25 protein-coding genes are annotated in these 26,035 nt (G+C 38.0%); 12 read left to right on the plus strand and 13 right to left on the minus strand.

Annotated features, from left to right (window positions below):
* The first annotated feature begins 508 nt into the window (after nucleotides 1–508).
* A complete protein-coding gene (locus F564_RS0110630; protein WP_154656851.1) occupies nucleotides 509–1,459 on the plus strand; it encodes a hypothetical protein in 951 nt (316 codons plus the stop codon).
* Nucleotides 1,460–1,733: 274 nt separating this feature from the next.
* Here the strand turns inward: F564_RS0110630 and F564_RS0110635 are convergent, their stop codons facing one another.
* From F564_RS0110635 to F564_RS0110660, 6 genes are read right to left on the minus strand one after another with little or no spacing between them, the layout of a single operon-like run.
* A complete protein-coding gene (locus F564_RS0110635) occupies nucleotides 1,734–2,429 on the minus strand; it encodes a lycopene cyclase domain-containing protein (protein WP_028122627.1) in 696 nt (231 codons plus the stop codon).
* Nucleotides 2,426–2,887: a sterol desaturase family protein gene (locus F564_RS0110640; protein WP_028122628.1), complete on the minus strand. Its 462-nt coding sequence runs from the start codon at nucleotides 2,885–2,887 to the stop codon at nucleotides 2,426–2,428. Before F564_RS0110640 ends, F564_RS0110635 begins: the two co-directional genes overlap by 4 nt.
* The gene (locus F564_RS0110645) at nucleotides 2,884–3,357 is read right to left on the minus strand and encodes an SRPBCC family protein (RefSeq protein ID WP_028122629.1); all 474 of its coding nucleotides are present in this window, start codon (nucleotides 3,355–3,357) and stop codon (nucleotides 2,884–2,886) included. The genes F564_RS0110640 and F564_RS0110645 overlap by 4 nt, the downstream gene beginning before the upstream one ends.
* Nucleotides 3,358–3,408: 51 nt before the next feature.
* The gene (locus F564_RS0110650) at nucleotides 3,409–4,245 is read right to left on the minus strand and encodes a phytoene/squalene synthase family protein (protein WP_028122630.1); all 837 of its coding nucleotides are present in this window, start codon (nucleotides 4,243–4,245) and stop codon (nucleotides 3,409–3,411) included.
* A gap of 7 nt (nucleotides 4,246–4,252) precedes the next feature.
* Complete coding sequence (locus F564_RS0110655) at nucleotides 4,253–5,722, minus strand: phytoene desaturase family protein (protein WP_028122631.1); 1,470 nt, start codon at nucleotides 5,720–5,722, stop codon at nucleotides 4,253–4,255.
* Between the two features lie 3 nt (nucleotides 5,723–5,725).
* Nucleotides 5,726–6,391, minus strand: a complete 666-nt coding sequence (locus tag F564_RS0110660) for a MarR family winged helix-turn-helix transcriptional regulator (RefSeq protein ID WP_028122632.1) — start codon at nucleotides 6,389–6,391, stop codon at nucleotides 5,726–5,728.
* A gap of 213 nt (nucleotides 6,392–6,604) precedes the next feature.
* On the opposite strand from F564_RS0110660, the gene F564_RS0110665 reads away from it, so the two are divergent.
* A complete protein-coding gene (locus F564_RS0110665; RefSeq protein ID WP_028122633.1) occupies nucleotides 6,605–7,156 on the plus strand; it encodes a tetratricopeptide repeat protein in 552 nt (183 codons plus the stop codon).
* A gap of 54 nt (nucleotides 7,157–7,210) precedes the next feature.
* On the opposite strand, the gene F564_RS0110670 is transcribed toward F564_RS0110665, so the two are convergent.
* The 4 genes from F564_RS0110670 to F564_RS0110690 all read right to left on the minus strand — a co-directional run bounded on the left by F564_RS0110670 (nucleotide 7,211) and on the right by F564_RS0110690 (nucleotide 12,552).
* A complete protein-coding gene (locus F564_RS0110670; RefSeq protein WP_028122634.1) occupies nucleotides 7,211–8,149 on the minus strand; it encodes a DUF4349 domain-containing protein in 939 nt (312 codons plus the stop codon).
* A gap of 194 nt (nucleotides 8,150–8,343) precedes the next feature.
* Nucleotides 8,344–9,939 carry a peptide chain release factor 3 gene (locus F564_RS0110680; RefSeq protein ID WP_028122635.1) on the minus strand — a complete coding sequence of 532 codons (1,596 nt, stop codon included), beginning with the start codon at nucleotides 9,937–9,939 and terminating at the stop codon, nucleotides 8,344–8,346.
* A gap of 249 nt (nucleotides 9,940–10,188) precedes the next feature.
* A complete protein-coding gene (locus F564_RS0110685; protein WP_028122636.1) occupies nucleotides 10,189–11,376 on the minus strand; it encodes an MFS transporter in 1,188 nt (395 codons plus the stop codon).
* Nucleotides 11,377–11,457: 81 nt separating this feature from the next.
* Complete coding sequence (locus F564_RS0110690) at nucleotides 11,458–12,552, minus strand: TlpA family protein disulfide reductase (RefSeq protein ID WP_028122637.1); 1,095 nt, start codon at nucleotides 12,550–12,552, stop codon at nucleotides 11,458–11,460.
* 124 nt (nucleotides 12,553–12,676) lie between these two features.
* On the opposite strand from F564_RS0110690, the gene F564_RS0110695 reads away from it, so the two are divergent.
* The 3 genes from F564_RS0110695 to F564_RS0110705 all read left to right on the plus strand — a co-directional run bounded on the left by F564_RS0110695 (nucleotide 12,677) and on the right by F564_RS0110705 (nucleotide 15,565).
* Nucleotides 12,677–13,477, plus strand: a complete 801-nt coding sequence (locus tag F564_RS0110695) for a class I SAM-dependent methyltransferase (RefSeq protein WP_028122638.1) — start codon at nucleotides 12,677–12,679, stop codon at nucleotides 13,475–13,477.
* A gap of 1 nt (nucleotide 13,478) precedes the next feature.
* Complete coding sequence (locus tag F564_RS0110700) at nucleotides 13,479–14,387, plus strand: glycosyltransferase family 2 protein (RefSeq protein WP_028122639.1); 909 nt, start codon at nucleotides 13,479–13,481, stop codon at nucleotides 14,385–14,387.
* Between the two features lie 134 nt (nucleotides 14,388–14,521).
* Entirely contained in the window at nucleotides 14,522–15,565 is a 1,044-nt protein-coding gene (locus F564_RS0110705; protein WP_028122640.1) for a hypothetical protein, read from the plus strand.
* On the opposite strand, the gene F564_RS0110710 is transcribed toward F564_RS0110705, so the two are convergent.
* The gene (locus F564_RS0110710; RefSeq protein ID WP_028122641.1) at nucleotides 15,562–16,650 is read right to left on the minus strand and encodes an FUSC family protein; all 1,089 of its coding nucleotides are present in this window, start codon (nucleotides 16,648–16,650) and stop codon (nucleotides 15,562–15,564) included. The genes F564_RS0110705 and F564_RS0110710 overlap by 4 nt on opposite strands.
* 147 nt (nucleotides 16,651–16,797) lie before the next feature.
* Between F564_RS0110710 and F564_RS0110715 the strand changes: the two genes are divergently transcribed.
* From F564_RS0110715 to F564_RS0110745, 7 genes are all read left to right on the plus strand, one after another.
* Nucleotides 16,798–19,125, plus strand: a complete 2,328-nt coding sequence (locus tag F564_RS0110715; RefSeq protein ID WP_028122642.1) for an ATP-dependent helicase — start codon at nucleotides 16,798–16,800, stop codon at nucleotides 19,123–19,125.
* Between the two features lie 93 nt (nucleotides 19,126–19,218).
* Nucleotides 19,219–19,887 carry an ABC transporter ATP-binding protein gene (locus F564_RS0110720; protein ID WP_028122643.1) on the plus strand — a complete coding sequence of 223 codons (669 nt, stop codon included), beginning with the start codon at nucleotides 19,219–19,221 and terminating at the stop codon, nucleotides 19,885–19,887.
* A 202-nt stretch (nucleotides 19,888–20,089) separates the two neighbouring features.
* Complete coding sequence (locus tag F564_RS0110725) at nucleotides 20,090–20,650, plus strand: murein L,D-transpeptidase catalytic domain-containing protein (RefSeq protein ID WP_051259644.1); 561 nt, start codon at nucleotides 20,090–20,092, stop codon at nucleotides 20,648–20,650.
* A gap of 24 nt (nucleotides 20,651–20,674) precedes the next feature.
* Nucleotides 20,675–21,352: a RadC family protein gene (gene radC, locus F564_RS0110730; protein ID WP_028122645.1), complete on the plus strand. Its 678-nt coding sequence runs from the start codon at nucleotides 20,675–20,677 to the stop codon at nucleotides 21,350–21,352.
* Nucleotides 21,352–22,257 (plus strand): hypothetical protein, encoded by a 906-nt coding sequence (locus F564_RS0110735; protein ID WP_028122646.1) that lies wholly within the window; start codon nucleotides 21,352–21,354, stop codon nucleotides 22,255–22,257. Before radC ends, F564_RS0110735 begins: the two co-directional genes overlap by 1 nt.
* Before the next feature lie 241 nt (nucleotides 22,258–22,498).
* Nucleotides 22,499–23,008, plus strand: a complete 510-nt coding sequence (locus F564_RS0110740; protein ID WP_028122647.1) for a DUF7935 family protein — start codon at nucleotides 22,499–22,501, stop codon at nucleotides 23,006–23,008.
* Nucleotides 23,009–23,023: 15 nt separating this feature from the next.
* Nucleotides 23,024–23,644: an inorganic pyrophosphatase gene (locus F564_RS0110745; protein ID WP_028122648.1), complete on the plus strand. Its 621-nt coding sequence runs from the start codon at nucleotides 23,024–23,026 to the stop codon at nucleotides 23,642–23,644.
* Nucleotides 23,645–23,949: 305 nt separating this feature from the next.
* Here the strand turns inward: F564_RS0110745 and mgtE are convergent, their stop codons facing one another.
* Both mgtE and F564_RS0110755 read right to left on the minus strand, forming a co-directional pair.
* The gene (gene mgtE / locus F564_RS0110750; RefSeq protein ID WP_028122649.1) at nucleotides 23,950–25,269 is read right to left on the minus strand and encodes a magnesium transporter; all 1,320 of its coding nucleotides are present in this window, start codon (nucleotides 25,267–25,269) and stop codon (nucleotides 23,950–23,952) included.
* An 89-nt stretch (nucleotides 25,270–25,358) separates the two neighbouring features.
* Nucleotides 25,359–25,913, minus strand: a complete 555-nt coding sequence (locus F564_RS0110755) for a hypothetical protein (RefSeq protein WP_028122650.1) — start codon at nucleotides 25,911–25,913, stop codon at nucleotides 25,359–25,361.
* Between the last annotated feature and the right edge of the window lie 122 nt (nucleotides 25,914–26,035).

Below are 26,035 nucleotides of genomic sequence, written 5' to 3' on the forward strand. Positions count from 1 at the left end.
AGCATTAACTTTCATTCAATTTGTAAATGTTTTTGTATTTAATAGAAAAATGAATAATATTAAAATTGCATTAGTTTGATAATGCACTACGAGTAAAACATATATTATTGCAGCTTCACTATTTTCAGTGATTGCTTACGGACAAGTAGGAGTCAATACAGAGACCCCTAAAACAACGATGGATATTACTGCCAAAAGAGACACCTCTGGGACAATAACTGATAACAACCAACTTATAGGACTACAGGCGCCTCGTCTAACACGAGGAGAACTTACCGCAAATACCGCAACTTATGCCCTTGATCAAAAAGGTGCTTTAATTTATATAACAGATATCTCTACTGGAACCGCCATAGGGCAGAGGGCTCAGATTGATGCAGAAGGCTATTATTATTTTGATGGTGCTGTTTGGCAAAAATCTAAAAATATTAACAACAATATCTATAATATTAATGGAACCCTAACCTCTAATCGTACGCTTACCATTGATGGGAAAAGTTTAGAATTTGTGGGAAGTGATCAAAAAACATTATTTACAAGCAATGGATCCTTGCAGCAAATAGGCTTGCCATCCTCTACATCTAAAAATGCTTCAGTAGCTGTTATTGCAGCAGATGGTAATGTCAATGCAAGCGTTTCGCGTCTGGATATACAAGCGCTTCCGGAAGGTGATACCAAAATCACGTCAAGCGGTGAGGCTACAGGATTGGCCTTATCAACCAGTTTCACAAACGCATCAGCGCCCATAACATTTAGCACAACGCCTGGGGGAAACACCACGAGTGAACAGAGAATGATAATTACAGGTGCGGGTAATGTAGGAATTGGTACGGGAAGTCCTGCGCAGAAATTTGAAATCCACACCGGCGGTACTGTGTCTGCTCCAGTCACAGGATTTAGATTAAACGACGGTACACAGGCTACAGGAAAAGTAATTACTGCCGATGCCAATGGTGTTGGAAATTGGCAATATCCCAGAGTAACAAGACTTGTAGGAACCTTGGGTGCTGGTGCAAGTGTAAATTTTGCAAGTTACCCGACTGCAGCTTACACAGGAAGTACCATTGTTTTGCCACCAGGTAAATGGCAAGTATCTGCAGCAATGATTTTCAGTCTTGGAGTTACTACTTGTACCTTAACTGCGACAGATTGGGTCTGGCTTAAAACCACTTTCAGTGATTCTAGTACAAGTGCAACCCCTTCGCCGGATATTATTGGTAGTACATTGATTAGTGGCTTGTTTTCGGGGCCTAAATCTTCGTCAATTAGCTTTAAGTACGATAATGTTTCAGGTTCTGTCATCATAAACAATACTTCTTCAACAAATAAAACTTACTATTACTGGGTTCATAGCGGTATTTCCGATAGGCCAGCGCCAACTGGGACATGCACTAGTTTTCAAGCTTTTGGAGGTACATCTTTATCAGAAAACAATATAATTGCGATCCCTTTATACTAGATACTATTATAACAGATTTCTAATAATCACGTGGCCATTATTGGTATTCAGATGCCCTCTAATGCAGTATATGATGATCAATAATCAGAAACTCATCTGGAAATATTGAAATATATGATCAGAACTACATCGAATGCGCAACCAATAAAGCTAGAGTACTTGAAAATAACAGACTCAATTACAATTAAAAAAATCCGTCTACCGAATGGTGTAGACGGATTTCTATTTTTTAAAGAAACCTTGTTTAATTCATTACGATTCAATGAATTGATGATCACGAATCAAGCTCGTTTTCCTTAAATTTTTTAAAGAAAAAAAGATTCCAAAGAATCATCTCATATCCATAAAACACATCCTCAATGGGAATTGTTAGAATTCGATAACCGATGAAATTTTCGGCATTATAATTTACGACAGGAGAGTCCAAACCCGTTCCTGTTAGGACGCCATTGACCGCTAAAAATCCAGGCATCAATATCACATAAATGAAAGAAGCCTTTCCAATCCATTTCACTTTTAAAACAAAATACAGTACCAGTAAGCTCACAGCAGTTGTTGAAAAGGTGACCAAGGTATAGATCCTATCATGATAGTAAACCGCCATTCCGGTATAAAAAATAATAGAAACAATTACCAATATCTTTTCTGGGAGCGGTTTCCAGTCCAGCTTGAAGAACTTATCCAGACAGAAATAAGTAAACACGCACGAAAACGGAATACAAATGAAGAACAAAACTTCTTCCACCGGTAATTCCGAAATTTTCAGACCTGTTAAATAACGGTAATTAAACCACCACACGCCATTTTTCGTAAACCAAATATCCCACAGAATAAATACCAAACCTACCAGTGATGAGGCTTTTACAAACGCTACGAAATGCCTGTAAAATTTAATTTTCGGATGAAAAGAAAAAATGAAACAGATGAATATCGTAAAGAAATTAATTAGCAGATAAGTGTATTGTGTCATCTCGCCTTGTCTTTATTAAAATACATTTTGAAATATTTTACTGGCACCCAAAGAAATCCGAAACATTCGCCGTCTTCTTTGTTGATGTGCTTATGATGCTGTTTGTGCGCGCGTCTGATAGCTAATAGATAGGGATTTTTTGTATCCTTAAGAAATTTCACACGTTGATGGATGAAAATATCATGGACAAAGAAATACGACATCCCGTAAAGCGTGATTCCAATGCCAATGTAGAAGTAAGCATCAAAATTATTCATTGTTCCTATCCACATCAAGGCAATTGCAGGAATGGCAAAAATAACAAAAAAATAATCGTTTTTTTCCAAAGGCGGATCTGTGCTGTGATCGTGGTGATCTCTGTGCAGCGACCACATAAAGCCGTGCATTACATATTTGTGAACGGTCCATGTGAAACCTTCCATCAGGAAAAATGTGATGAGGATGATCAGGAAATTCATGAGTTTTCTCTATTACTGTTAAACATCACTTCCAGAACTTGGTTTCGGAACTTAAAAATACCTTCCAGTTTTTTCTTAACAAAAAGAGAGTGTGCCAATTCTCCTAGAAACCCAAAGGGAAGCTCGTAGGTAACGGTGTCTTTGATCAGTACGCCGTCTTCATTCAGCACAAATTCGTGGAAATGATTCCAGAGTTTGTATGGTCCTTTTTTCTGAAAATCTGTAAAACTTTTTTGGAAATCTACCTGTGTAATTTCTGTCTGCCATTTCATAGGAATATTCAAAAGAGGAGAAACGGTGTAATCTATGATCATTCCTTCATAGATCTCATCATTTTTAAGTTTTGTAAGCACGGTAAAATTCATTTCAGGAGGCGTAATTATGGCCAAATTACTGGCAGCGGAAAAAAACTTCCATGTGGTTTCTATATCGCAGTTGATTTGTTGTTCTCTATAAAGTCTGTGTACCATTTTCAATTTATTTTTAATGCATTCATTTTCATTAGACAGATCTGAAATTTTTTAGATCGATAACATTTTATACTCTACATAACAGCCCATCATCAGGGATATTTTTTTGCTATTTGAGATGCGGATCCTTTGGTTTATGATCTCATTCGCCGAAGTCTTTTTGATCTTTTTGAAAAGAGAAAGATAATATCTGAATGCCAGATAAACACCAAATCTTGAAGATGCCGGCAGTTTTTTGATACCTTCCAAAGCTTCATGAAATTCAAAAGTAATTTCTTTTTCGATCTCAGCCTTTACTTTATTATCAAACGCGGCGATGTCGACATTTGGAAAGTAAGTTCTGCCCAATACCTCATAATCATCCTTCATATCACGCAGAAAATTGACCTTTTGGAATGCAGACCCCAACATCATGGCAAACGGCTTCAGTCTTTCGAATTCAGTTTTGTCCCCGTCTACAAAGATATGAAGACACATCAAACCCACTACTTCTGCAGATCCCAAAATGTACTCTTTATACAGTTCAGAATTATAATCTATCTTGTGTAGATCCATTTCCATACTTCTCAGAAATTGTCTGATGAGCTCGTGATCAATCTGGTATCTGCTGACTGTTTCCTGGAAAGATTGCAAAATGGGATTCAGTGCAATTTTTTCTTCCAAAGCCAGAAAAGTCTCGTCCCGGAAACGAGATAATAGTTTCTGTTTGTCAAATCCATGAAAGCTGTCCACAATCTCGTCCGCCAATCGTACGTAACCGTAAATGGCGTAGATCGGATTTCTAATCTTGGAAGACAAAGCCAAAATCCCCAGCGAAAAACTGGTACTGTACTGCTTGGTCGTCTGCTTACTTATTTTGTAAGAAAGTTCGTCAAATAATGTTTTCATAATGAACTTAGTTTTTATGGGCTTCTAATGCAGCTATTTTCCCAGAAATAATACTCGGAGGAACGCCTGGCCCGGGAACGGTCAATTGTCCTGTGTAGAAAAGATTTTTCACTTTTTTATTTCGTAATGATGGTTTCAGAACCGCAGTTTGAGACAGTGTATTTGCCAAACCGTAAGCATTTCCAGCGTAAGCATTGTAATCCTGTTTGAAATCATCTATGCAGTAACTTCTCTTATATTCGATTTTTGAGATGAGATGAGATGTTTGGGTGTGGATTTCCAGTCTCGTTATCATTTCCTGAAAATATTTTTCTCTCTCTTCTTCAGAATCTACAATTCCTGTGGCAATTGGCATGAGTAAAAAAACGTTCTCACTATTTGCAGGTGCTACATTTTGATCTGTTTTGGATGGACAACAAACATAAAATAAAGGCTTTGAAGGCCACTTTTTATCATCATAAATTTCTGTCGTATGCAGATCCAAATCATTTTCAAAGAACAAAGTATGGTGTTTCAGGTTCGGGATCTTCTCTTTGATTCCGAGATAAAATATCAGACAAGAAGGCGCAAAAGTTTTCTTTTCCCAATACTTATCATCATAATTCCGGTATTCTTTTGCCAGTAATTTGCTTTCTGTATGTTCGTAATCCGATGATGCAATGACGGAATCGAATTCGATCCTTTCCCCATTGACAACCAAAGCACTTGCTTTTTGATTATTAATGATGATCTGCTCAACATTAGAATTGAGATTAAAGGTGACACCTTGCTGTGATCCAATTTGTTGCATCCCTTCAATGATCTTGATAAAGCCGCCCATAGGATACCAGGTTCCCAATTTGTAACCGCCATAATTCATTAAGCTGTACAAAGCCGGAATATCTTTTGGCGCAGCGCCTAGAAAAATCACCGGAAACTCCATCAAGGTGATCAATTTGGGATTTGAAAAATATGTTCTTACAAAATTGCTGAAATCTGTTAAGAGATCAAGACTCAAAGCACTTTTAAGAATTTTGAGTGATACAAATTCAAACCAAGAATGGCAAGGCTTGTTCACAAAATCCTTCATCCCCACTTCGTATTTGAACTGTGCATCTCTCATAAAATCGTCTAGTCTTTTTCCCGCACCCTTTTCGGTTTCCTCAAACAGCGTTTTCATAGCCTCATAATTCTGAGGAATGCCCATCAATCCGTCTTGGAAAACCATCTCAAACTGCGGATCGAGTGCTACCAATTGGTAAAAATCTGAAGCTTTTTTACCAAAATCAGAAAAGAAATTCTCGATGATATCTGGCATCCAATACCAGCTAGGTCCCATGTCAAACGTGTAGCCATTCTCCGTCTGGAAACTCCTTGCACGGCCGCCTATGCTGCTGTTTTTCTCAAAAACCTGAACCTCGTGTCCCAGTTTAGAAGCGTAAGCTGCCGCTGAAAGACCCGAGAATCCTGAACCGATGATGGCTATTTTCTTTTTCATATTTTAATTTTGACCAAAAGTATATTCTTGGTAAACTGTTTCTATCAATTTTGAACTGTCAATATTTTGTAAAAATATCGGTTGGTGGAACTGGTCCAATTTACTCAGAATTCTGATCAATTCCATCTTTTCGGACTGGTTTAAATTTCCTGTTACGATTTTGGAGGCATTTCTGATTTTTTCCATCTGCTGGTCCAGTGCCATCGTACCTTCATCTGTGATTCTTAAAACTTTTGATCTTTTATCTGTATCAGAATCAGTTTGTTCTATCCAGCCTTTTTTTATTAATCTATTAATGATCAGTATCCCGGAGGATTTATCGTGAATATTTCTTTTGATAAGTTCCATCTTGGTCATACCCGCGAATGCCCTCAGATTGATCAGATAGCTGAACTCATCTTGCGTATGAAAATCCGAATCCGCAATGGCCGATTTGGAATAGGTTTTTGCGTAACGGTTCATATGCACCAATAAAGTGCTGATGACACCTTCCGCAGACCTTCCATTTTCCTTGCCTTCCCAGATTGGTTCTTCTTTCAGTTTTCTGTCTTTTTGATCAGAAATCCACTTCTTAAAACCTTCTACGTCCGAAGGGTAGATATGATCCTTGTTTTCGAGCTCAAAGTCTTCCAACAACTGGATCACATCTTTAATCATTTTAACAGTCATTTTTGTGTTTATTTTAGTACGTAAATATACTAAATATTATACCAATGGTACATTATTGTTCTAATTTAAATTAAATGTAAACAATTATTTTAAAATTTCTTAATAAGCAAGCAAATTAAGTTAACGAAATCTTAAAAACTTTAAAGTTTGACAAATTTTGATTTTTATGGAATTGTTGTTGTCTCTACAACCATAACACTAAAACAAAAAGTTATGAAAACGGAAATAAAAATTAAAAGCTTGTTTTTTGGATTAACATTAATGACAACAGGTTTTATAAGCGCACAGACCACCGATACAATTACAACAGCAACCCCAGAAACGACACAGAGCGCAGCTGTGACCAATCCTACCATTGATGCATTGCTAAAACAAGTAGCCGCTAAACCAGATGACACGCAGACTCTCGTCACTTTAGCAACAGCTTATCAGGATGCGGGTGATTGGAACTCAGCAATTGTGACTTGGAATAAAATTACAACTTTAATTCCAGACTGGGCACCAGCATATTACAGTATTGGATACGCCCAGCAATCTTCTAAAAATAACGAAGGTGCAAAAGCAGCGTATGAGCAGTATATTTCAAAAGTAAAACCTGCGGAAGTAGATGCCAATAAACAGAACTTAGCTTATGCTTATTTCTTTGTAGCCTTTCAAGACAAGGATACAGACAAGGAAAAAGCGAAACAGTACATCGCAAAATCTCTGCAATATGATGGTTCAAATCAAGATGCGCTCGCATTGAGCAAAAGTTTGATGAACTAATATTTTCATAGACTGTATTATAACAAAAGACGCTTAATTTAAGCGTCTTTTGTTTTATACATTCTCTTGTAAATCGTGATTATCAGGAGGATTTTGATTTTTGTTATTTTTCTTTTTGTAGAAATAATAACCAATTCCACCCACAAGGAAAACAGGCCAAAAGGGTAGGAGAAAGAGTAGAATACTTCCGATCACATCCCAGCCGGAGGAAATTGCGTCAAGAGATTTGGAGCCGAAACTTTTGTCTTTTTCACTTTCCGTTGGATGTAGTCTGTTACCGTACAAAGTGATTTCGATGTCGGACATTTTGTTTTGATTGTAATCATTTCCGACAATTTCCACATTTTTATTTTTGACACTTCCAAGGTCTGCCAATTCCTCAACCAGATAATCGAATTTCTGAAGCGGAACTTTCGCCGTGATGTAATAAGTTTGGAATTCGTCATTGCTAATGAGATTTTCGGTTTTTACAACGCCGTCATATTTTCTAATCTGATCCTGAACCATCGCTTTTCCTGTGGCAATATCATCTACATTGATTTCTACATAGCCTTTCTTCATCATCGAAGCTGGTTTTGGATCTCTGTTTTCTTGTGGTTTGTCTCTGTAAACAATTTTGTTAACGGTTTTGATGACAGGTTTTGGAATTTCTTTTTTGATAGAATTTTGAATCGAATCTAAATTAGAACTGATTTTTTTCTCCTCGATTTCCTTCTTGAATTTTTCAACATTCTCACCAATCGAATCGATTTTATTCTTGCTGTTTTCAAAAGCTTTTTCGATTTCTTCTTTATTTTTAATAAGATCTTTAGCTTTCAAGTTGACAGAATCTACAATCGTATTGGCTGTCGAATCAAATTTTGCTACGCTTTCAGAAGCTTTATCAATCAAAGAATCTGCACTAGCGATCGTATTGTTGGCTTGTTCTAATTCTGATTTTTTACACATCGTCAATGTGCTGAGAATAACTGCGGTCAATATTAATTTTTTCATTTTGGATAATTTTGTTGATGTAAAACTACCAAGGCTGTGAAAAATTAATTTGTAAATGAAATGAATTGTTTTTGTAAGGTTTTAATGGGTTGAAAATAAGCCCTTTAAAATTGATTTACAAAGATTTTACAAGAGATGGAAAAGAAAAAAGCATCCTAATTTGGGATGCTTTTGTTTAACTACATTTGAATATTTTACTCTGCCGTCGCAAACTCACTGATGAAATGCAATTTCACATTCGGAAACTTCTCCTGCGTCATCACAATCGTGAAAGATGAATCTGCAAGGAAAACCAATTGGTCATATTTATCTCTCGCCAAAAATCGCTGTTTCAGTCGTGCAAACTCTTGGAATTCCTCAGACCTTTCGTCCGCTTCCACCCAACAAGCTTTGTGGATTCCGATTGGTTCGTAGTTACATTTTGCGCCATATTCGTGCTCCAAACGGTATTGGATAACTTCGTATTGCAGCGCTCCAACTGTTCCGATGATTTTCCTGTTGTTCATTGTCAACGTGAAAAGCTGGGCAACACCTTCGTCCATCAACTGGTCTATTCCTTTGGCTAACTGTTTAGATTTCAATGGATCATCGTTGTTGATGTAACGGAAATGCTCCGGAGAAAAATTTGGGATTCCTTTGAAACTGATTTTCTCGCCAGCCGTCAAAGTATCACCAATTCTGAAATTCCCCGTGTCGTGAAGTCCAACAATGTCGCCTGGGAAACTCTCGTCCACAACTTCCTTTTTGTCTGCAAAGAAAGCGTTGGGGGAGGAGAACTTCATTTTTTTGCCTTCTCTTACAAGCAGGTAATTTTCATTTCTTTTGAAAGTTCCGGAAACGATTTTCACAAACGCCAGACGGTCTCTGTGTTTCGGGTCCATATTGGCGTGGATTTTGAAAACAAATCCGGTAAAATTTTTCTCCTCAGGTTTTACAATTCTTGTCGAACTTTCTTTTGGCTGAGGCTTTGGCGCAATCTCGATGAAAGCATCAAGCAACTCACGAACTCCAAAATTATTCAAAGCAGAACCGAAGAAAACCGGTTGCAGATCGCCATTCATATAATCATCTCGGTCAAATTCCGGATAAACAGATTCTACCAATTCCAATTCCTCACGAAGCGTCGCAGCAGCTTTCGCACCTACCAACTCATCGATTTGAGCGTCATTGATGTCATCAAATTTTATCGCCTCACCAACTTTCTGTTTTTTCTCTTCCAAAAACAATTGGATATTCTTTTCCCAAATATTATAAATCCCCTGAAAGTCCGCTCCCATACCAATTGGCAAAGAAAGTGGCGTCACACGAAGACCCAGTTTTTGTTCCACTTCATCCAGCAAATCGAAGGCATCTTTACCTTCACGATCCAGTTTATTGATGAAAACCAACATTGGAATATTTCGCATTCTACAAACCTGAACCAGCTTTTCCGTCTGCTCCTCAACCCCTTTTGCAACGTCTATCACGACGATTACGGAGTCTACAGCCGTCAAAGTTCTGTAAGTATCTTCGGCAAAATCCTTGTGACCTGGCGTGTCCAGGATATTGATCTTATGACCTTTGTATTCAAAAGCCAACACCGAGGTCGCTACGGAAATCCCTCTCTGGCGCTCGATTTCCATAAAATCGGAGGTTGCTCCTTTTTTGATCTTGTTGGATTTCACCGCGCCCGCTTCCTGGATCGCTCCTCCAAAAAGAAGAAGTTTCTCTGTAAGCGTCGTTTTTCCCGCATCGGGGTGAGAGATGATCCCGAAAGTTTTTCTCCTGCTGATTTCTTGTTCTAAAGACATAATAAAATTTGAGATTGCAAAAATCGTGTTTTTTATCGAATTCTGAAAATCGAGTTTCTGAAAGTATTGGGATTTTATTTTGGGCAGCTTTATCCGCCTTCCACTCCCGCTTTTTTTGTTATTGCGAGCGGCGTTTAGTATTCAAAAAATGGTTGGCAATCGCAATGACAAAAAAGAGCTCCGTTCAAGTCGGGCTGCGGGTTTGTATTCCAAAATAACGTCATCTTTTGATTAGGACCGATGTAAAAATTATTCCGCCTGACTGGATTTAAGATAATAAGCCAATCCCAATCCAATCAAAACGATCGCAATGCTAAAAGGAAAAATGTAAGCCAATCCGAAATAATCGGCAACGCCACCAATCAACGGACCGGTAATTCCCAAAGAAATATCGATAAATAATCCGTAACCAGCCAACGCCGAACCTTTATTAGAAGAAGAAACGGTTTTCATCGCCATCACGCCCAAAGCAGGAAATATCAATGAAAACCCTACGCCTGTAATGCCTGCGCCAACCAAAGCAAAGTAGGGATGTGTTGCCAGGCAGATGACAGTCAGTCCCAATGTTTCAACCGTTAAACTGGCAATCGCAACATTGATTCCGCCAAATCTATTAATAGCATTACTGAAAACCAATCTGGAAACAACAAACAAAATCCCGAAAACAGATAAGCAAAGGGCGCCGTTTTGCCAATGGTGATAATCATAGTAAAGTGTGATAAACGTAGAGATGGTTGCAAAGCCCAATCCACCAAGAGCGAGACATAAACCAAAAGGTGCCACTTTTCCCAACACATTCCAAAACGATTTTTGCTCATCACTGAGGGACTTTTTTGTGGTTCGGTTTTCTTTGGTTTTAGCAATGAAGAACCCGACTAAGCCTAAGATCACAATCAGAGATCCCAAGCCATAAAAGCTAAAATGTTTGATGATAACAACACCCAATGATGCTCCCAAAGCCAATGCACCGTAACAGGCAACACCATTGTAGGAAATGATTTTTGCGGTGTGTTTTTCGCCAAACGTCATGATGGCCCAATTGATAGGACTTGCACCAATCATCCCTTCTGCACAGCCTGTTAGTAATCTGGTGAAAACAAGAAAAATTAAACTTGTGATAGGAGAAAATTTAAAATAAAAAGCGGCGATCAGAATAAAACCAGTGGCCGAAAAACTCAACATACTGGCCAGAACTGCAGGTTTGGGACCTTTGCCGTCAATTATTTTTCCGGAGTAAGCCCGCATCACAAAAGTCATAATGTACTGCAGACTGATCACAATTCCTGCCACCAACATACTGAATCCTAGACCTTGATGGATGAAAATAGGCAAGACAGAAAGTGACAGACCGATGATAAAATAACCTATAAATGTGAAGAACACATAGGAGATCACGGAAAGTGTAATGTCTCCTGATCTTTCTAATGAAGCATCCATAACTGAGAAATAATTTGCAAAGATACCTCGGAAATAAATTATGACGAATTCCTGAATATTAATAAATGGATAATTTTGTTCTTACTGCATCAAGTAATCTCTTATGAATTCCTGTATCACCTGCAGCTCGCCGTAAGTTCTTTTGACAATATTTCCATTGGAATCTATCAAAATCTGCAATGGATAACCTGAGGCGTTCAGTTTTTTCGGAAATTCTTTATTTTTATCAAAATAATTATCCCAAGTGATTTTGTTATTCTTCAGGATATCGTGAGCTTTTTTAATCCTTTCGGGTGTCTGCTCATCTGTAACAGAGATAAAATTAATCCCTTTCTCTTTATATTGACCGTAAAGTTCAACAAGCTTCGGCATATCTTCTATGCACGGTTTGCAGGTAGTGGACCAGTAATCGATCAGCGTTAATTTGTAATTTTTAAAATCGTCCCTTGATAAAAGATGATTGTTGTCAAGAGTGACTTCCGGAAAAATGTTGTCAGCTTCTAACTTCAGAAGCTTACTGAATTCTACAAAGGTGAAGGTCTTTTTTACTTTAGGATGGAATAATTTTAAATTATCAAAATACACCGGATGGTAACCGTATCTGGAAAAATCATCTACCATTTCCCATAGAGCAACGTACGATCCTGGATTTTTCCTGATATAATTCTGAAGTTCCAGTTCCTTAGCCTCTATCTTTTGAGGTTCGTTGCTTTCATATGGTTTCAGACCGGTATTGTATTTTTCAAGGATGACCTTTAGTTTGTCATACTCCATATTGGCTGGTGTGGACGATAAAATCTGGAAATTCAGTTTGTCGTCCTTCAGAAGTAATTTCAAATTTCTATCCTCAATAAAAAATGTTTTAGAAGCCATTCCGGTATTTTCCGCACGGTTATAAGAAGAAATATGAGCAGGTTGAGGATAAGAAGAGTGAGTGATGATTGTCACTTTTTCTTTCAGAGGAAATTGCATATCACCTTGTTTATCCAGTTTTTTTGCACCTGTAGTGGATATGTTATATTTGTGTAAAAGGTGCGTGTTTCTCGCGCCGGACGGATAACCTAAGAAAAGAGAATCCATCTTCAAATCAGGTGCTAAAATCTCAATACTAGATACTTTTTGGCAAAACGAGGACTGAATCGCCAATATCAAAAACAGAAAAATGATCTTGTTCATCACTTGTAATTTGTAGATTTTAAAAATACATTTTTTTTCATCAATGGAGAAATTTCCTGTAAAATCAGTAACTTTCGGCCTCTATTTGAACAATGAGTATTTTAAAAACTAATCTCTTTCATCAATGACGAAACTTCAGAAGTTAAAAAACGCCATTCAGCACATCATAAAACAACCCAGTCTTCTCAATCTTATCTTAGATCTGAATGATATTAAGAAAGAAGAATTCAGAAAACAATATCCAAACTTCTTGTCCCTTCCGGAAGTATCTTTAAATGAGATTTCTGGTGGGCCATTTGAAACTGATGTTGATCTGTGTATTCTGGACGGCGGCTCTCTGCCAACGGATCTGGCATTGTTGAAAACATTAGCTAAAGGAAAAAAATCTTACTTTGAAATCGGAACATGGCGCGGCGAAAGTGTCTGGAACGTGGCGACAGAAATAGATGACTGCACAACGCTCAACCTTTCAAAACAAGAAATGCAAGCGCTGGGCTGGAACAAAAGATATGCCGATCTACACGGGGTTTTGTCTAAAAAGAATCCCAAAATTCTCCACTTGGAAGGCCATACAAAAACCTACGATTTTGCAGGACTTGGTAAAAATTATGATTTGATTTTCATAGATGGTGACCATTCCTACGAGATGGTAAAACACGACACAGCAAAGGTTTTTCAGCATTTGGTCCACGATGAAACGGTGGTAGTATGGCACGATTATGCCTATAATCCGGAGAAGATCCGCTACGAGGTTTTCAGAGCTATTCTGGATGCTTTACCAAAAGAAATGCATCAGAATCTGTACCATCCGCAGAACACGATGTGTGCCGTTTTCAGCAGAAAAAAATATAACACGAGCGCTTTTGAAAGTCCAAAAACGCCAGAAGTTCTATTTGAAGTGAAGTTAAAATCAAATCAATTTTAGTTTGAAATTCCTGATCATTATTCCCGCCCATAACGAGGAAAGCAGTATTTCTTCCTGTCTCGGATCTTTGCAAAAACAGAGTTTCAGAGAATTTGTCTGTGTGGTGGTAAACGATGGATCTACAGACGCAACCAAAGAGATCGTTCAAGATTTTGGACTTAGAAATTCCAACTTTCAACTTACAAATCTTCAAACTTCTGAGCATCAGCCTGGCGCAAAGGTCGTCAGGACATTTGAGAAAGGTTTGCAATCTGTTGATATCAAAGATTTTGATGTGGTTTGTAAATTTGATGCGGACATCATTTTTCCTATCAATTACCTGGAAAAAGTCAACAAGATTTTTGAGTGCAATCCCAAAGCAGGCTTGGTCTCCGGCTTAGTGTATGTCAGGAATTACAAACAGAATCCAGAGATCAAAAATCTAAAATTACCGAGCGAAAATCTGTTTGACTTTACCAATAAAAACCACGACTGGATTTTTGAAAACCTCTCATCCAAAGATCATGTTCGCGGTCCTGTAAAAGCCTACCGCAAAGCGTGTTTTCAGGATATGCAAGGCTTACGCCCCCTTCTGGGCTGGGATAATCTGGACGTTTTGCTGGCCAAAAAAAACGGTTGGGAAGTGTTTACCATCAAAGATCTTTGGGTAAAACATCTCCGCCCGACCGCGTACAAATATAGAGATCAAAAGGCCGAAAAATTGGGACAATATTTTTACAACATTGGTCTCAGTCTGCCTTTGGCAATGATCTCATCTGCAAAATCTTCTTTCAAAAACCGCTCTGCAAAGGAGTTTTGGATCACGCTCAACTCTTTTCTCAAACAAAAAGACAAAAGAGATCTGAGCAAGGAAGAAATCAAATTCATCAGAAACCTGCGCTGGAAACAGTTTTTTAAGAACTTCGGATAATGATATATTCAGGAGCTTTTTCCCGCTTTCCACTGCAATCTTTTGCTTTTTCACAGGTGAAAAAAAAGCAAAAGGATTTCCGCTATAATCGGGGCTATTTTCGATCTGGTGATTAAAATGAGTACCTTTAAAAAATGAAGAAGATCGCTTACATAGAACTCGACACACATGCAGAACTGGCCAATAATTTCTTTGAGCTTACAAAAGATCTGACCGGTATTTCTGTGGATTTCTACTTCTCAGAAAAGATCTACAAATTCTTAAAAATCAGTGACGATCGTGTTTTTCTGACAGACTACTCAGAACTTTTGGAAGTTCTCGCTAAGAAAAAATATGACCTCGTGATTATCGGTACGGTTCACCGTCACTTCATTTTCTACAAAGCGATTGCCGAGAATTTTAAAACAGCAATACTGGTTCATAATCTGAACTTTACAAGAACTTCAAGATTGGATCTTTTCAAAAGTATCTTCAAAAAAGACCAACAGTACAGACTCAAATTATTCCTGAAAGAAGGACTTCTGGAAGCACCACAAGTTTACAGGAAAGCAAAATATCTTCTGGGAATTGATGAGCTGATGTCAAAGAAAAATAAGCTGCAATTTTTACCGATTTATTTTAATCAATTTAGTTCTGACAATTCGGAAAAAGATTTAATTAGAGTGGTCATTCCTGGCGAAGTTTCGCAAAGCAGAAGAGATTATAATTCTTTCTTTGAAAAGCTGAAAGATTTTAAAGATCTGAATCAGAACTATGAGATTGTTTTTCTGGGAAAAGCTTCCGGGAAAGAGCTGGAGAATTTACAGTCTATGACGGCGTTTTTGCCTCCATTTATTCATATTCAGTTTTTTAAAGAAAAAATACAACAAGAAGTATTTGACCAATGGATGTTGAAGGCGGATGTTTTATATTGTCCAATTCAAACCAAAACCGAATTCTTTTCAACGCAAGAGATCTACGGAAACACAAAGATAAGCGGCAACATTGGCGATGCTATAAAGTACTGCAAACCTGCTGTTTTCCCATCAACTTATACGTCTGATTTAGAATTCATTATCGAAGAAAGAAAGGATCTGCAAACGCAATTTGAAGATGTCAAAGATGATGAGTTTGATTTTAGTCATTATTCGAAAAGGAGAGTGTCTGCACGGTTAAAATCACTTCTGGAAAGTCTTTAAATTTTTGCGCTAAGAAAACGCTTTTTTAAGACCATTTTTGATCGTCTCAAATGTTTGACAGAATTGAATCTGATTCTTTCATTATACAAAAACCAACCGCCAACACAGCCAATAGCACTTCCAATTAGAATTTCTAAAAACCTCATTTGCAACAGGTAATCCGGCTCTAGTGAAGTAGAACTTCCGGTTTCGGCCAAAAGAATTCCCATCGGCGTCAGAAACACGACAGCCAAAGCATAATGTCTGGTGATCAACATTTCTACGATGATCTGTAAACTGATGATACACACGCAGATCCAAAATGGAGATCTCACAAAAGAGAATATCAGCCAAGCAATGCCCAGTCCTACCAGTGTCCCAATAATCCTGTGCAGACCGCGTTTCCAGATGTGATATTGATTCACGCCCTGCAAAACTGCCAAACTGGAAATAGGAATCCAATAAGGATAATCAAGATGAAAAAACTTACCCACAAAAACCGAAACCAACATACAAATTCCGACGATAAAAGATTCTACCAGGTTGACATAAGGATTGATATCAATTCTTGCAATGCCGTTCTTAGCATCTTTTTTTGAAAATAACACACTGTAAATAAGACAGATAAGACAAGCACTCAAAGTTCCAATCGTGAAAACACCTACTCGTTTCGGAATCAATTCGGGCGCGTGCGGCAGTCCGATTGCTATAGAAGCCATCATTATAAAGAAAAAACTTCCTGGTGGTTTCAGATTAAAATATCTTGCAACATAATACGCTACCGTCGATAAAATCCCGAAAACCAAAGAAGCCATCCAAAGATTAAAACTAAAGGCCAATCCCAGACTGTACGAGATGATCATCCCAAAAGAACAGACGAACATCTTCATCATCGTCTCTATAAGGCCACTGTTACTGGGAATGTAGATGATAACCAATCCTGCAAGACTGGCCGTGAGAGCGGACTTTACGTCGCCCAAAAAGTAACCAAACATCAACGGAATCCCAACTGCAAGTCCTGCCAAAAAAGGGATGTGCCAGCTTCTAGGCGAAGGTTTTAGTTTGAAGAAGGAGAGGAGTTCACTTTTAATATAGTCGGATTTCAAATTTTGATTTTATAAGATTTTTGGCAGATAAGGATTTCATTTTTTACAAGTGCAAAATTAGCTATAACCTACCAAAATCAAATGACAATGGACTGGAAAATTGCATAAAAAACGCTATTTTTGTTATCTTAAAATTTTGAGAATAGAATGGATTATCTGAAAGGACTGAATGAGCCTCAACTAGAGGCAGTTACCACATTACAAGGGCCACTGATGGTTTTGGCAGGCGCAGGTTCTGGCAAGACTCGGGTTCTCACAATGCGGATTGCCCATCTGATAAAAAATGGCGTAGATCCTTTTAATATTTTGTCGTTGACCTTTACCAACAAAGCGGCGAAGGAAATGAAAGAGCGTATTGCAAAAGTTGCTGGTCCAAGTGATGCAAGGGCGCTTTGGATGGGAACTTTTCACTCGGTTTTTGCAAGGATTTTGAGAAGCGAAGGTCATCATCTCGGTTATCCTTCCAACTTCACGATTTACGATATGCAGGACGCGCTGAATGTGATGAAGAAGGTCATCAAAGACCTGAACATTGACTCGGATGTTTACAAAGCGAAGAAGGTACTTTCGAGAATTTCGCAGTATAAAAACAATCTTATCACCGTCAACGCCTATTTCAACAATCCGGAATTGATGGAAGCAGATGAAAAAGCAAATATGAAGCTGATTGGCGAGATTTATAAAAAATATGTCGAAGCTTGTTTCCGAAATGGTGCGATGGATTTTGATGATTTGTTATTGAAAACCAACGAGTTGTTGACGAGATTTCCGGAAGTTTTGGCAAAGTACCAAGACAGATTTCGATACATTTTGGTGGATGAGTACCAGGATACGAATCATTCTCAGTATTTGATTGTCAAAGCTTTAGCTTCCAAATTTGAAAATATCTGTGTGGTTGGAGATGATGCGCAGTCTATTTACTCTTTCCGTGGTGCGAATATTTACAACATTCTTAATTTCAAAAAAGATTATCCCGATGCAGTAACGGTTTCCTTAGAACAGAATTACCGCTCGACACAAAATATCGTAGATGCAGCAAATGTTGTGATTTCTAAAAATTTACAACAATTCAAGAAAAATGTTTTCAGTGAAAATGAAGTCGGCGAAAAGATAAAAGTGTACCGAAGTCTTTCTGATGCAGACGAAGCCAACTTTGTCTCTGCCAATATTTTCGAAAAACACAACACCCAACAGCGTCATTTCTCAGATTTTGCAATTCTTTACAGAACCAATTCGCAAACCAGAGCGTTTGAAGATGCACTGAGGAAAAAGAATATTCCGTACCGTGTTTACGGCGGTCTGTCTTTCTACCAAAGGAAAGAAGTGAAGGATCTACTGGCTTATCTCCGACTTTTGGTTAATGAAAATGACTCTGAAGCTCTGGCCAGAATCATCAATTTTCCGGCAAGAGGAATTGGTGAAACCACTCAAAACAAACTGATTGTTTTTGCAGATTCTCAGAATGTCCCTACAACTCAGGTTTTGGATAATCTCGGATTCTATGCGCCACAATTAGGCCTCAATAACGGAATCCTTACAAAACTTGGCGATTTTTGGGCAATGATAAAAGCGTTCCAGGTGATGTTGAAAACAGATAACGTTTACGATGTTGCGATGGAAGTCGCAAAACGAAGCGGCCTCATCAAATTACTGAAAGAAGACCAAACGCCGGAAGGGATTTCGAGAGTCGAGAATATTCAGGAGTTGCTGAACTCGATGCAGGGTTTTATCGAGGAACAAATCCAAGTAGAAGGCGGTGATCCAAGTCTATCCAATTTTATGGAAAACATTGCGCTCTCTTCTGATACTCAAAATGATAAGGACGACGATACAAATAAAGTATCATTAATGACCATTCACTTGTCCAAAGGTTTGGAATTCCCTGTCGTTCACTTGGTAGGATTGGAAGAAAATCTTTTTCCGAGTTTCATGAGTTCGTCCACAAGAGAGGAATTAGAGGAAGAGAGACGTTTGTTTTACGTTGCACTGACGAGAGCCGAGAAAGAAGTATTCTTCACTTACGCCGTTTCCAGATTCCAATGGGGAAAAATTACCGATGCAGAACCGTCTCGATTTTTAAGTGAAATCGATTCGAAATATCTGGAAATGATCAATCCTGTGACAGAATTGAAATTCATCAACCGCTCCGGACTTGACTCCAACATCTTTGGTGACGAGCCTTCGGAACCCCGATTCTTCAAAAAGAAAGAAGAGAAGAAAACGCTGGAAAGAAATATCAATGCACCAATTCCAAAACAATTAAAACCTGTTGCAACAGCAAAGATTATCAATCCTGCCGGGCAATCTTCCCAAGATATAGAGGTAGGAGATATGGTGAGACACGACCGTTTTGGGGTCGGAGAAGTGAAATTCCTGGACGGTACCGATCCTCAAAACATCAAAGCAAAAGTGATTTTCAAAAATGAAGGCGAGAAAAATCTGATCCTGAAATTTGCTAAATTGACAAAAATATAGAAGTTAGATTTTTAGATGTTAGAAGTTAGACTTTTAATATAGATTTAATTAAAAAAAGCTAAAAGCAATATGCCAGAAGCCAAAAGCAATACTATGATTCGAGCAAAAAATATACATAAATTCTACGGAACTCTGGAAGTTCTGAAAGGTGTTGACATCACGATAAAAGCGGGAGAAGTCGTTTCCATCGTTGGAGAATCCGGCGCCGGAAAATCTACGCTTCTTCAGATCTTGGGAACGTTGGATAATCCATCTGACCCCGATAAATACGGAACCGATATCGCTCTGGATGGCAGCAGTTTTCTGAAAATGAAAGACCGTGAACTGTCAAAATTCAGAAATAAAAATATTGGTTTTGTGTTCCAGAATCACCAGTTGTTGCCGGAGTTTACCGCTTTGGAAAATGTACTTTTACCATCGAGAATCGGCGGAATTCCTGAAAAAGAAGTTTTGGAAAAAGCCCATTCACTGTTCGAAGATTTGAACATCGCTAGCAGATTGCATCACAAGCCATCTCAACTTTCCGGTGGTGAATCTCAGAGAGTTGCGGTGGCGAGAGCATTAATCAATTCTCCCAAAATCATCTATGCCGATGAACCAACAGGAAACCTCGATTCCAAAAATGCAGATGCACTTCATCAATTGTTTTTTGATTTGAGGGACAAATACCATCAGACATTTGTGATCGTAACGCACAATTCCGTATTGGCAGAAAGTACGGATAGAAAGCTGGTGATGAAGGATGGGCAGATTGTTTTGTAATTTTTATGAATTTTGTTTGCCCCAACCCTAAAGGGAGCAAAATTCATCTCAAATTTCATCAAATTAACTCCCTTTAGGGTTGGGGAAATTAATTTGATGAAATTTGAATTTGTTTCAATATTATTTTTTCTAATTATTCGTTTAAGTTGATAAACACAATTTCTTGAAACCATTTTTACTATATCTTCTCTCGTTTCTAATAATGTCCTGCGAAGTCAAATCTCAGGAAAATCAATCCATTCATTATGTTAGCCATGAAGCGAAAATCTCTCAGAAAATAGCCGATTTAAAAGCGTTTTTGAAAGAATCAGATTACAATTCGGATAAAGCCTTCTTAATAGATTTCTCAATTTCATCTTCCAAATTCAGATTTTTTGTGGTGGATTTGAATTCGGGAAAAATTATCCAGAAAGGTTTAGTAGCGCACGGTGACGGTTCGGAAGATGGAAAGGCAGACGGGCTTTTAAAGTTCAGTAATACAGATGGTTCCCATTGTTCATCTTTGGGAAAATATGTGATGGATGAAAAATATAGTGGAAAATTCGGAATGTCTTATCGGTTGACTGGACTTGATGAAACTAACAGCAATGCGAGAAGTAGAGCCATTGTTTTACACAGATTAAGTTGCGTTCCGGACGTGGAGCAGACAGAAGAGATTTGTTTAAGTTTCGGTTGCCCGATGGTTTCTAATAATTTCTTTAAAATTTTGGAACAACATATCGACAAATCTGATAAAAAATTGATAATTTACGCCTACAATTAATTTTCAAACTCAGAACCAAAAATTTTGAACCTAAAATCCCTTGCGGAAGATGACCGCCCAAGAGAAAAATTCCTATTGAAAGGGAAATCGGCAGTTTCGGATTCGGAGCTGTTGGCCATCATTATGGGAAGCGGAAATCGGGATGAGTCTGCAGTGGAACTGGCAAGAAGGATTTTAAATTCAGTCGAAAACAATTGGCACAGACTCAGTCAGCTTTCTTTGCAGGATTTGATGAAATACAAAGGAATAGGAGAGGCCAAGGCTATTTCTATTGTGACGGCTTTGGAGATTGGCAACAGAAGATCGCAGCAGGAAGTGATAGAAAGACAGCAAATTGGTTCGAGCAAGGATGCTTTTGATATTTTGCAGCCTCACTTGTCAGACCTTCCTACGGAAGAGTTTTGGGCAATTTTCCTCAATCACCAAAACAAAATATTGTACAAAACCTGCCTTTTCCGAGGCGGAATAGCGAGTTCTGTTGCTGATGTCCGCGTGATCTTCAAAACAGCTTTGGAACATTTCTCAACCCAAATCATTGTCGCACACAATCATCCTGCGGGAAGTCTGAAACCGAGCAAAGAAGATATCGGTATCACTCAAAAAGTTAAGGAAGGTGGCCAATTATTAGACATTGAACTGCTTGATCATCTGATTCTAACGCAGAACAAATATTATAGTTTTAAAGACGAGGGCATTTTGTAATGATAAAACGTATTAAATACCAGGACATTGATTTTGATAAGTATAACACCTGTATTCAAAATTCTGTTCAGAAAAAATGCTATGCAGAAAGAATATTTCTGGACATCAGCACAAAAAAGAATTGGGAACTTTTGGTTTATAAGGATTATAAAGCCGTTATGCCTGTTCCTTTTGTTTGGAAATTAGGTTTCAAAATCGTTATCAATCCCAAGCTTTGTCAGCAGTTAGGCATCTATTCAAATATTGAATCTAAGGAGATTAATGATCTTTTTCACAAGTTTCTAGAATCAAATTATATCGTTTGGTACTACGCTTTCAATGATTGTAATACATTTTCGGAATCCTTGAAACTAAGACAAAACTTTCTGATTTTTCCGGACCGCTATGAGACTGTCAGACAAAAATACTCACCCAAAAGAAAAAGAAAATTACGCTTGGATCAGGAAGTGATTGATCATTCAGAAATGATCAAAAATCCTGATTTGGATCTGGTCAAACATTTCATAAAAAAAACCGGCCTTGGTGCAGGAGAGAGTGACTTACAGGATTTTATTGCGCTTCTTACAGATTTTTACCATCACGATCAATTAGATTTCTACGGTTTTTTTTACCACAAAAAACTCATCAATCTCATTGCCATCTACAGAGAACCTTATACTTTGACGCTCTTGGGAACTTATAATGAAAGGGATTTTGTGAAGCTGAGTGGATCTTCATACCTGATAGATCAAGTGATTTCAGAAAATATTGAAGAGAAAATATTTGACTTTGAAGGAAGCGAAATCCCTGCTGTTGAAGAATTTTTCCGTGGTTTCCGTCCAGAATCGAGGCCTTATCCTTGCCTTCAGAAAAGTAAAAAAGAAGTGGTGAAAGAGATGATCAAAACCATATTTTTTCTGAAATAAAAAATGAAAAGCCCGTGATAAATTCCACGAAAAAATATTGCACCAACCTTAAACGGCGTAATATTTATAAAATGATTAATAGATTTTTGCTCCCTTTCGCGTTTGGCGAGAACAAAAAATTAATTAAAAATGAAGATTTGAATCATTTTTAAACAAACTTTAATACAAAATTCTTTTTAGCATTGACTAAAAGTCTCATTTTTTGATCAAAAAGTCTTAATTTTGCAATCCGATTTGAGATATGTTTGATTCAGAATATTTTCCTTACACCGTTGCAGTTATCATCGCATTGCCTTTTTTGGTTTTTGCGAAACAATTTGTGAATGGCTTTATCAAGCTCAAAAAACAAGAAATCAACTTCCTGGCAAGCAAATCCAACAGCGAGATCAAACTCCAGGCTTTGGAAAGAATGACCTTGTTTCTGGAGCGTTTGAAACCCTCAAACCTCGTGATGAAATTTGATAAAAACCTACAGCCACACGAGTTTGTTTACCTTACAGAAAAGAACATTACAGAAGAATTTGAGTACAACGCCTCTCAGCAACTCTACATTTCAAAATCGTCCTGGCAGGATATTATGACGTGTAAAAACAACATGCTTCAAAGCCTCCGAAAAACATACGAGGAACTGAATGAGAATTCAAAACTGGAAGACTTCAAGACCGTTTTCCTGATGAGTTATCTTAATTCCGAAGATTACATTGCTGATACGATCGAAAATCTTAGAAAAGAACTAAACAACATAATATAAACACTCATTAGATACATGATTCCAAATTTTAAAGCCCATCCGTGGCACGGGATTTCAGCTGGAGACAACGCTCCAGAAGTCGTCAACGTTTTTGTAGAAATCGTCCCTACAGATACTATAAAATACGAAGTTGACAAAGAAAGTGGCTATCTGAAAGTAGATCGTCCACAGAAATTCTCCAACATCATCCCGGCAATGTACGGTTTTGTTCCAAGAACTTACTGTGAAGAAGAAGTGAAGAATCTTGCCGTAGCAACAGGCGCAACAGAAGTGACAGAAGGTGATCACGATCCTTTGGATATCTGTGTTCTCAGCTCACATAATTTTACTTCAGGTAATATTCTGTTACAAGCCATTCCTATCGGAGGTTTCCAAATGATAGACAAAGGTGAAGCAGATGACAAGATCATCGCTGTATTGGTAGAAGATCAGGTTTATGGCCATATCAGAGACATTTCAGAATTGCCAGCAGCAGAAGTTAACCGTCTCTTGCACTATTTCTTAAGCTACAAAAACCTGCCTACAGAGCCTGCAAAAGTGAAGATCGATTTGATCTACGGTGCAGAACAGGCCAAAAAAGTGATCCTAGCATCACAAAAAGATTACACAGACAATTTCGTTGACAAATTGAAGTAAAAATCAGATTCAAAATACCAAATGCCATCTTTTCAAAGGTGGCATTTTTTATTTGGGCGCCTTTATCCGTCTTCCGTTCCCGCTTTTTTTGTCATTGCGAGCTACGTCAAGTATTTCAAAAGAAATTTTCTACAACCGCAATCACAAAAAAGAGCTCCACTCAAGCCGGGGCGCGCTTCGCCAAGTTGAAATCTTTTGCTATTCCAACTTTGCTGAGTTTTACGCCCTTGTGAATCTTAACATATTTTCAGTGAAAAATTAAAAACTTTGCGGACTCTTTGCGTTAAAATGTTGAATCGCTAAAACTAAAGAAGTTTTCCTGTGAGAAACAGTCCTGCAACAGAGAAATAAATAATCAATCCCGTAACATCCACCAGCGTTGCAACAAACGGTGCGGAAGAAGTCGCTGGATCCAGCTTCAGTTTCTTAAGAACAAATGGAACCATAGATCCGGAAATAGTTCCCCAAAGTACGATCAGCATGAGAGAAATCCCAATACTCAGTCCTACAAAAGCCCAATGTTCACCGTAATCAAAGAGTCCAACTTTCTGCCAAAATGCAATCCTCATAAATCCGATAATTCCCAAGATGCTGCCCAGGAAAATACCTGTAAAGATTTCCTTTTTCATCACGTACCACCAGTCCTTCACACCAATTTCCTGTAATGCCATTGCCCGGATAATCAACGTGGCAGCCTGCGAACCTGTATTTCCACCACTCGAGATGATCAACGGAACAAATAGCGCTAAAACAACCGCTTTTTGGATCTCATCTTCAAAATAACCCATTGCAGATGCCGTCAGCATTTCGGAAAAGAAAAGAACAATCAGCCAGAATCCCCGCTTCTTCACCATTTCAAAAATAGAAGTCTGTGTGTACGGCATATCCAAAGCATCCAAACCTCCAAATTTCTGAATATCTTCTGTATTTTGAGATTCAATCTGATCCAAGATATCATCAATGGTTACAATACCTACCAAAACACCATTTTCCGTGATGATTGGCAACGCACTTCGGTCATATTTTTCAAAATAAGGAACGGCGTCTTCTTTGGAAGTGGTGGTGGTGATGGCCACAAAATGATCATCGGAAAGTTCAGAAATCAGTTGGTCTTCATCAGCCAACAGGAGAGAACCGATCGTAATGTCATCGATCAAAATATTTTTCTCGTCTACAACATACAAGAAGTTCAATGTCTCTACTTTTTTTCCTACTTTTTTGATCTGTTGCAGACAACGTTTTACAGTCCATTCTTTTCTGATCTGGACGTAGTAAGGCGTCATCAGACGCGCAATAGAATCGGCTTCATAACCTAACAGTTTCAAAGCAACCCGTCGTTCCTGAGGATTCAGTAGATTGATGGAAGATTTGATCAGTTCATCCGGAAAATCTTCAAATAGTTGCGTTCTGTCATCAGGAGACATCTCGTTTAGGATGTCAGAAACTTCGTGGCTGGCAATACTTCTGATTGTTTCTTCTTGGAAATCAGGATCCAAGTGTGAGAATACTTCTGCCTTTTCAGATTTCGGCAATTTCAGAAACTGCAGCAGACGTTCTTTCACTGGCAATTTGCTCAGTGTTTCTGCGACGTCGGCTGGATTTAATATGATTTCTGGATTCTCGATCTTTTGGATTTTTGCATTGCAAAAGTATTAAAATCTGAAAGAAATCCTTTAGAAATACATTAATATAATGTGAATAAAACAGAATTAAATTAGTTTCTAAGTTCTTTGTTCATTTTTCTGATAGCGCCTTTGGTTCCTATGATCACAGAATTGGAAGCGGTACCCAGTAATCTGCCATTACCTTTGTAGGTATCATAAGAAGTTTCCATAATAAAATGACCTTTAGAATCGTACAGTTTCATACTAACGATCACTTGGTTAGAGAACACATACTTACCAAAACCCACCTTGAAATATTTCACTTTCGGAACTACTGCCACATCGGCATTGTTGTTTTCACAGATTTCTTTCACGGTTTTGGTATCCACGTCGTCAAAAGAAATCGGTGTATCCACTTGCAGGTATTTGATATTGCCAAGAGATTTCATTTTGTCAGAAGTTGCGCTGTAAAATGCAGTATAAGTTGGTTCTTTGATTTCAGAAATATCCGGAAAAATCTCCGGGTTGAAGTAGAGAACAGTTTTGATCTTAGAAACAGTGATGTCTTTATTCTTATACAACAAAGCATCTCCATAATTTGCACAGGAAATAATGAGGCTTGACAGATAGAATGTTAGACAAAAAGAGCGTAGATATTTTTTCATTTGTTTTTTGCAAAATTACAATCAAATTTCAACATTTCAATCAAAATTTTAAGATTTTTTTAACAGATCTAAACTTCTCTATTTTTATTGCTTTCCGGCATTAATCAACACAAAATTCTTAC

It is taken from the genome of Epilithonimonas tenax DSM 16811 (genome assembly GCF_000428485.1).
GTDB classification, from domain to species: Bacteria; Bacteroidota; Bacteroidia; order Flavobacteriales; family Weeksellaceae; genus Epilithonimonas; species Epilithonimonas tenax.

Excerpts from the sequence above, each read along its gene's own strand:
- F564_RS0110635 (WP_028122627.1), bottom strand. The coding sequence starts at position 2,429 with ATGACACAATACACTTATCTGCTAATTAATTTCTTTACGATATTCATC.
- F564_RS0110640 (WP_028122628.1), bottom strand. The coding sequence starts at position 2,887 with ATGAATTTCCTGATCATCCTCATCACATTTTTCCTGATGGAAGGTTTC.
- F564_RS0110645 (WP_028122629.1), bottom strand. The coding sequence starts at position 3,357 with ATGGTACACAGACTTTATAGAGAACAACAAATCAACTGCGATATAGAA.
- F564_RS0110650 (WP_028122630.1), bottom strand. The coding sequence starts at position 4,245 with ATGAAAACATTATTTGACGAACTTTCTTACAAAATAAGTAAGCAGACG.
- F564_RS0110655 (WP_028122631.1), bottom strand. The coding sequence starts at position 5,722 with ATGAAAAAGAAAATAGCCATCATCGGTTCAGGATTCTCGGGTCTTTCA.
- F564_RS0110660 (WP_028122632.1), bottom strand. The coding sequence starts at position 6,391 with ATGACTGTTAAAATGATTAAAGATGTGATCCAGTTGTTGGAAGACTTT.
- F564_RS0110665 (WP_028122633.1), top strand. The coding sequence starts at position 6,605 with ATGAAAACGGAAATAAAAATTAAAAGCTTGTTTTTTGGATTAACATTA.
- F564_RS0110670 (WP_028122634.1), bottom strand. The coding sequence starts at position 8,149 with ATGAAAAAATTAATATTGACCGCAGTTATTCTCAGCACATTGACGATG.
- F564_RS0110680 (WP_028122635.1), bottom strand. The coding sequence starts at position 9,939 with ATGTCTTTAGAACAAGAAATCAGCAGGAGAAAAACTTTCGGGATCATC.
- F564_RS0110685 (WP_028122636.1), bottom strand. The coding sequence starts at position 11,376 with ATGGATGCTTCATTAGAAAGATCAGGAGACATTACACTTTCCGTGATC.
- F564_RS0110690 (WP_028122637.1), bottom strand. The coding sequence starts at position 12,552 with ATGAACAAGATCATTTTTCTGTTTTTGATATTGGCGATTCAGTCCTCG.
- F564_RS0110695 (WP_028122638.1), top strand. The coding sequence starts at position 12,677 with ATGACGAAACTTCAGAAGTTAAAAAACGCCATTCAGCACATCATAAAA.
- F564_RS0110705 (WP_028122640.1), top strand. The coding sequence starts at position 14,522 with ATGAAGAAGATCGCTTACATAGAACTCGACACACATGCAGAACTGGCC.
- F564_RS0110715 (WP_028122642.1), top strand. The coding sequence starts at position 16,798 with ATGGATTATCTGAAAGGACTGAATGAGCCTCAACTAGAGGCAGTTACC.
- F564_RS0110720 (WP_028122643.1), top strand. The coding sequence starts at position 19,219 with ATGATTCGAGCAAAAAATATACATAAATTCTACGGAACTCTGGAAGTT.
- F564_RS0110725 (WP_051259644.1), top strand. The coding sequence starts at position 20,090 with ATGTCCTGCGAAGTCAAATCTCAGGAAAATCAATCCATTCATTATGTT.
- F564_RS0110735 (WP_028122646.1), top strand. The coding sequence starts at position 21,352 with ATGATAAAACGTATTAAATACCAGGACATTGATTTTGATAAGTATAAC.
- F564_RS0110740 (WP_028122647.1), top strand. The coding sequence starts at position 22,499 with ATGTTTGATTCAGAATATTTTCCTTACACCGTTGCAGTTATCATCGCA.
- F564_RS0110745 (WP_028122648.1), top strand. The coding sequence starts at position 23,024 with ATGATTCCAAATTTTAAAGCCCATCCGTGGCACGGGATTTCAGCTGGA.
- F564_RS0110755 (WP_028122650.1), bottom strand. The coding sequence starts at position 25,913 with ATGAAAAAATATCTACGCTCTTTTTGTCTAACATTCTATCTGTCAAGC.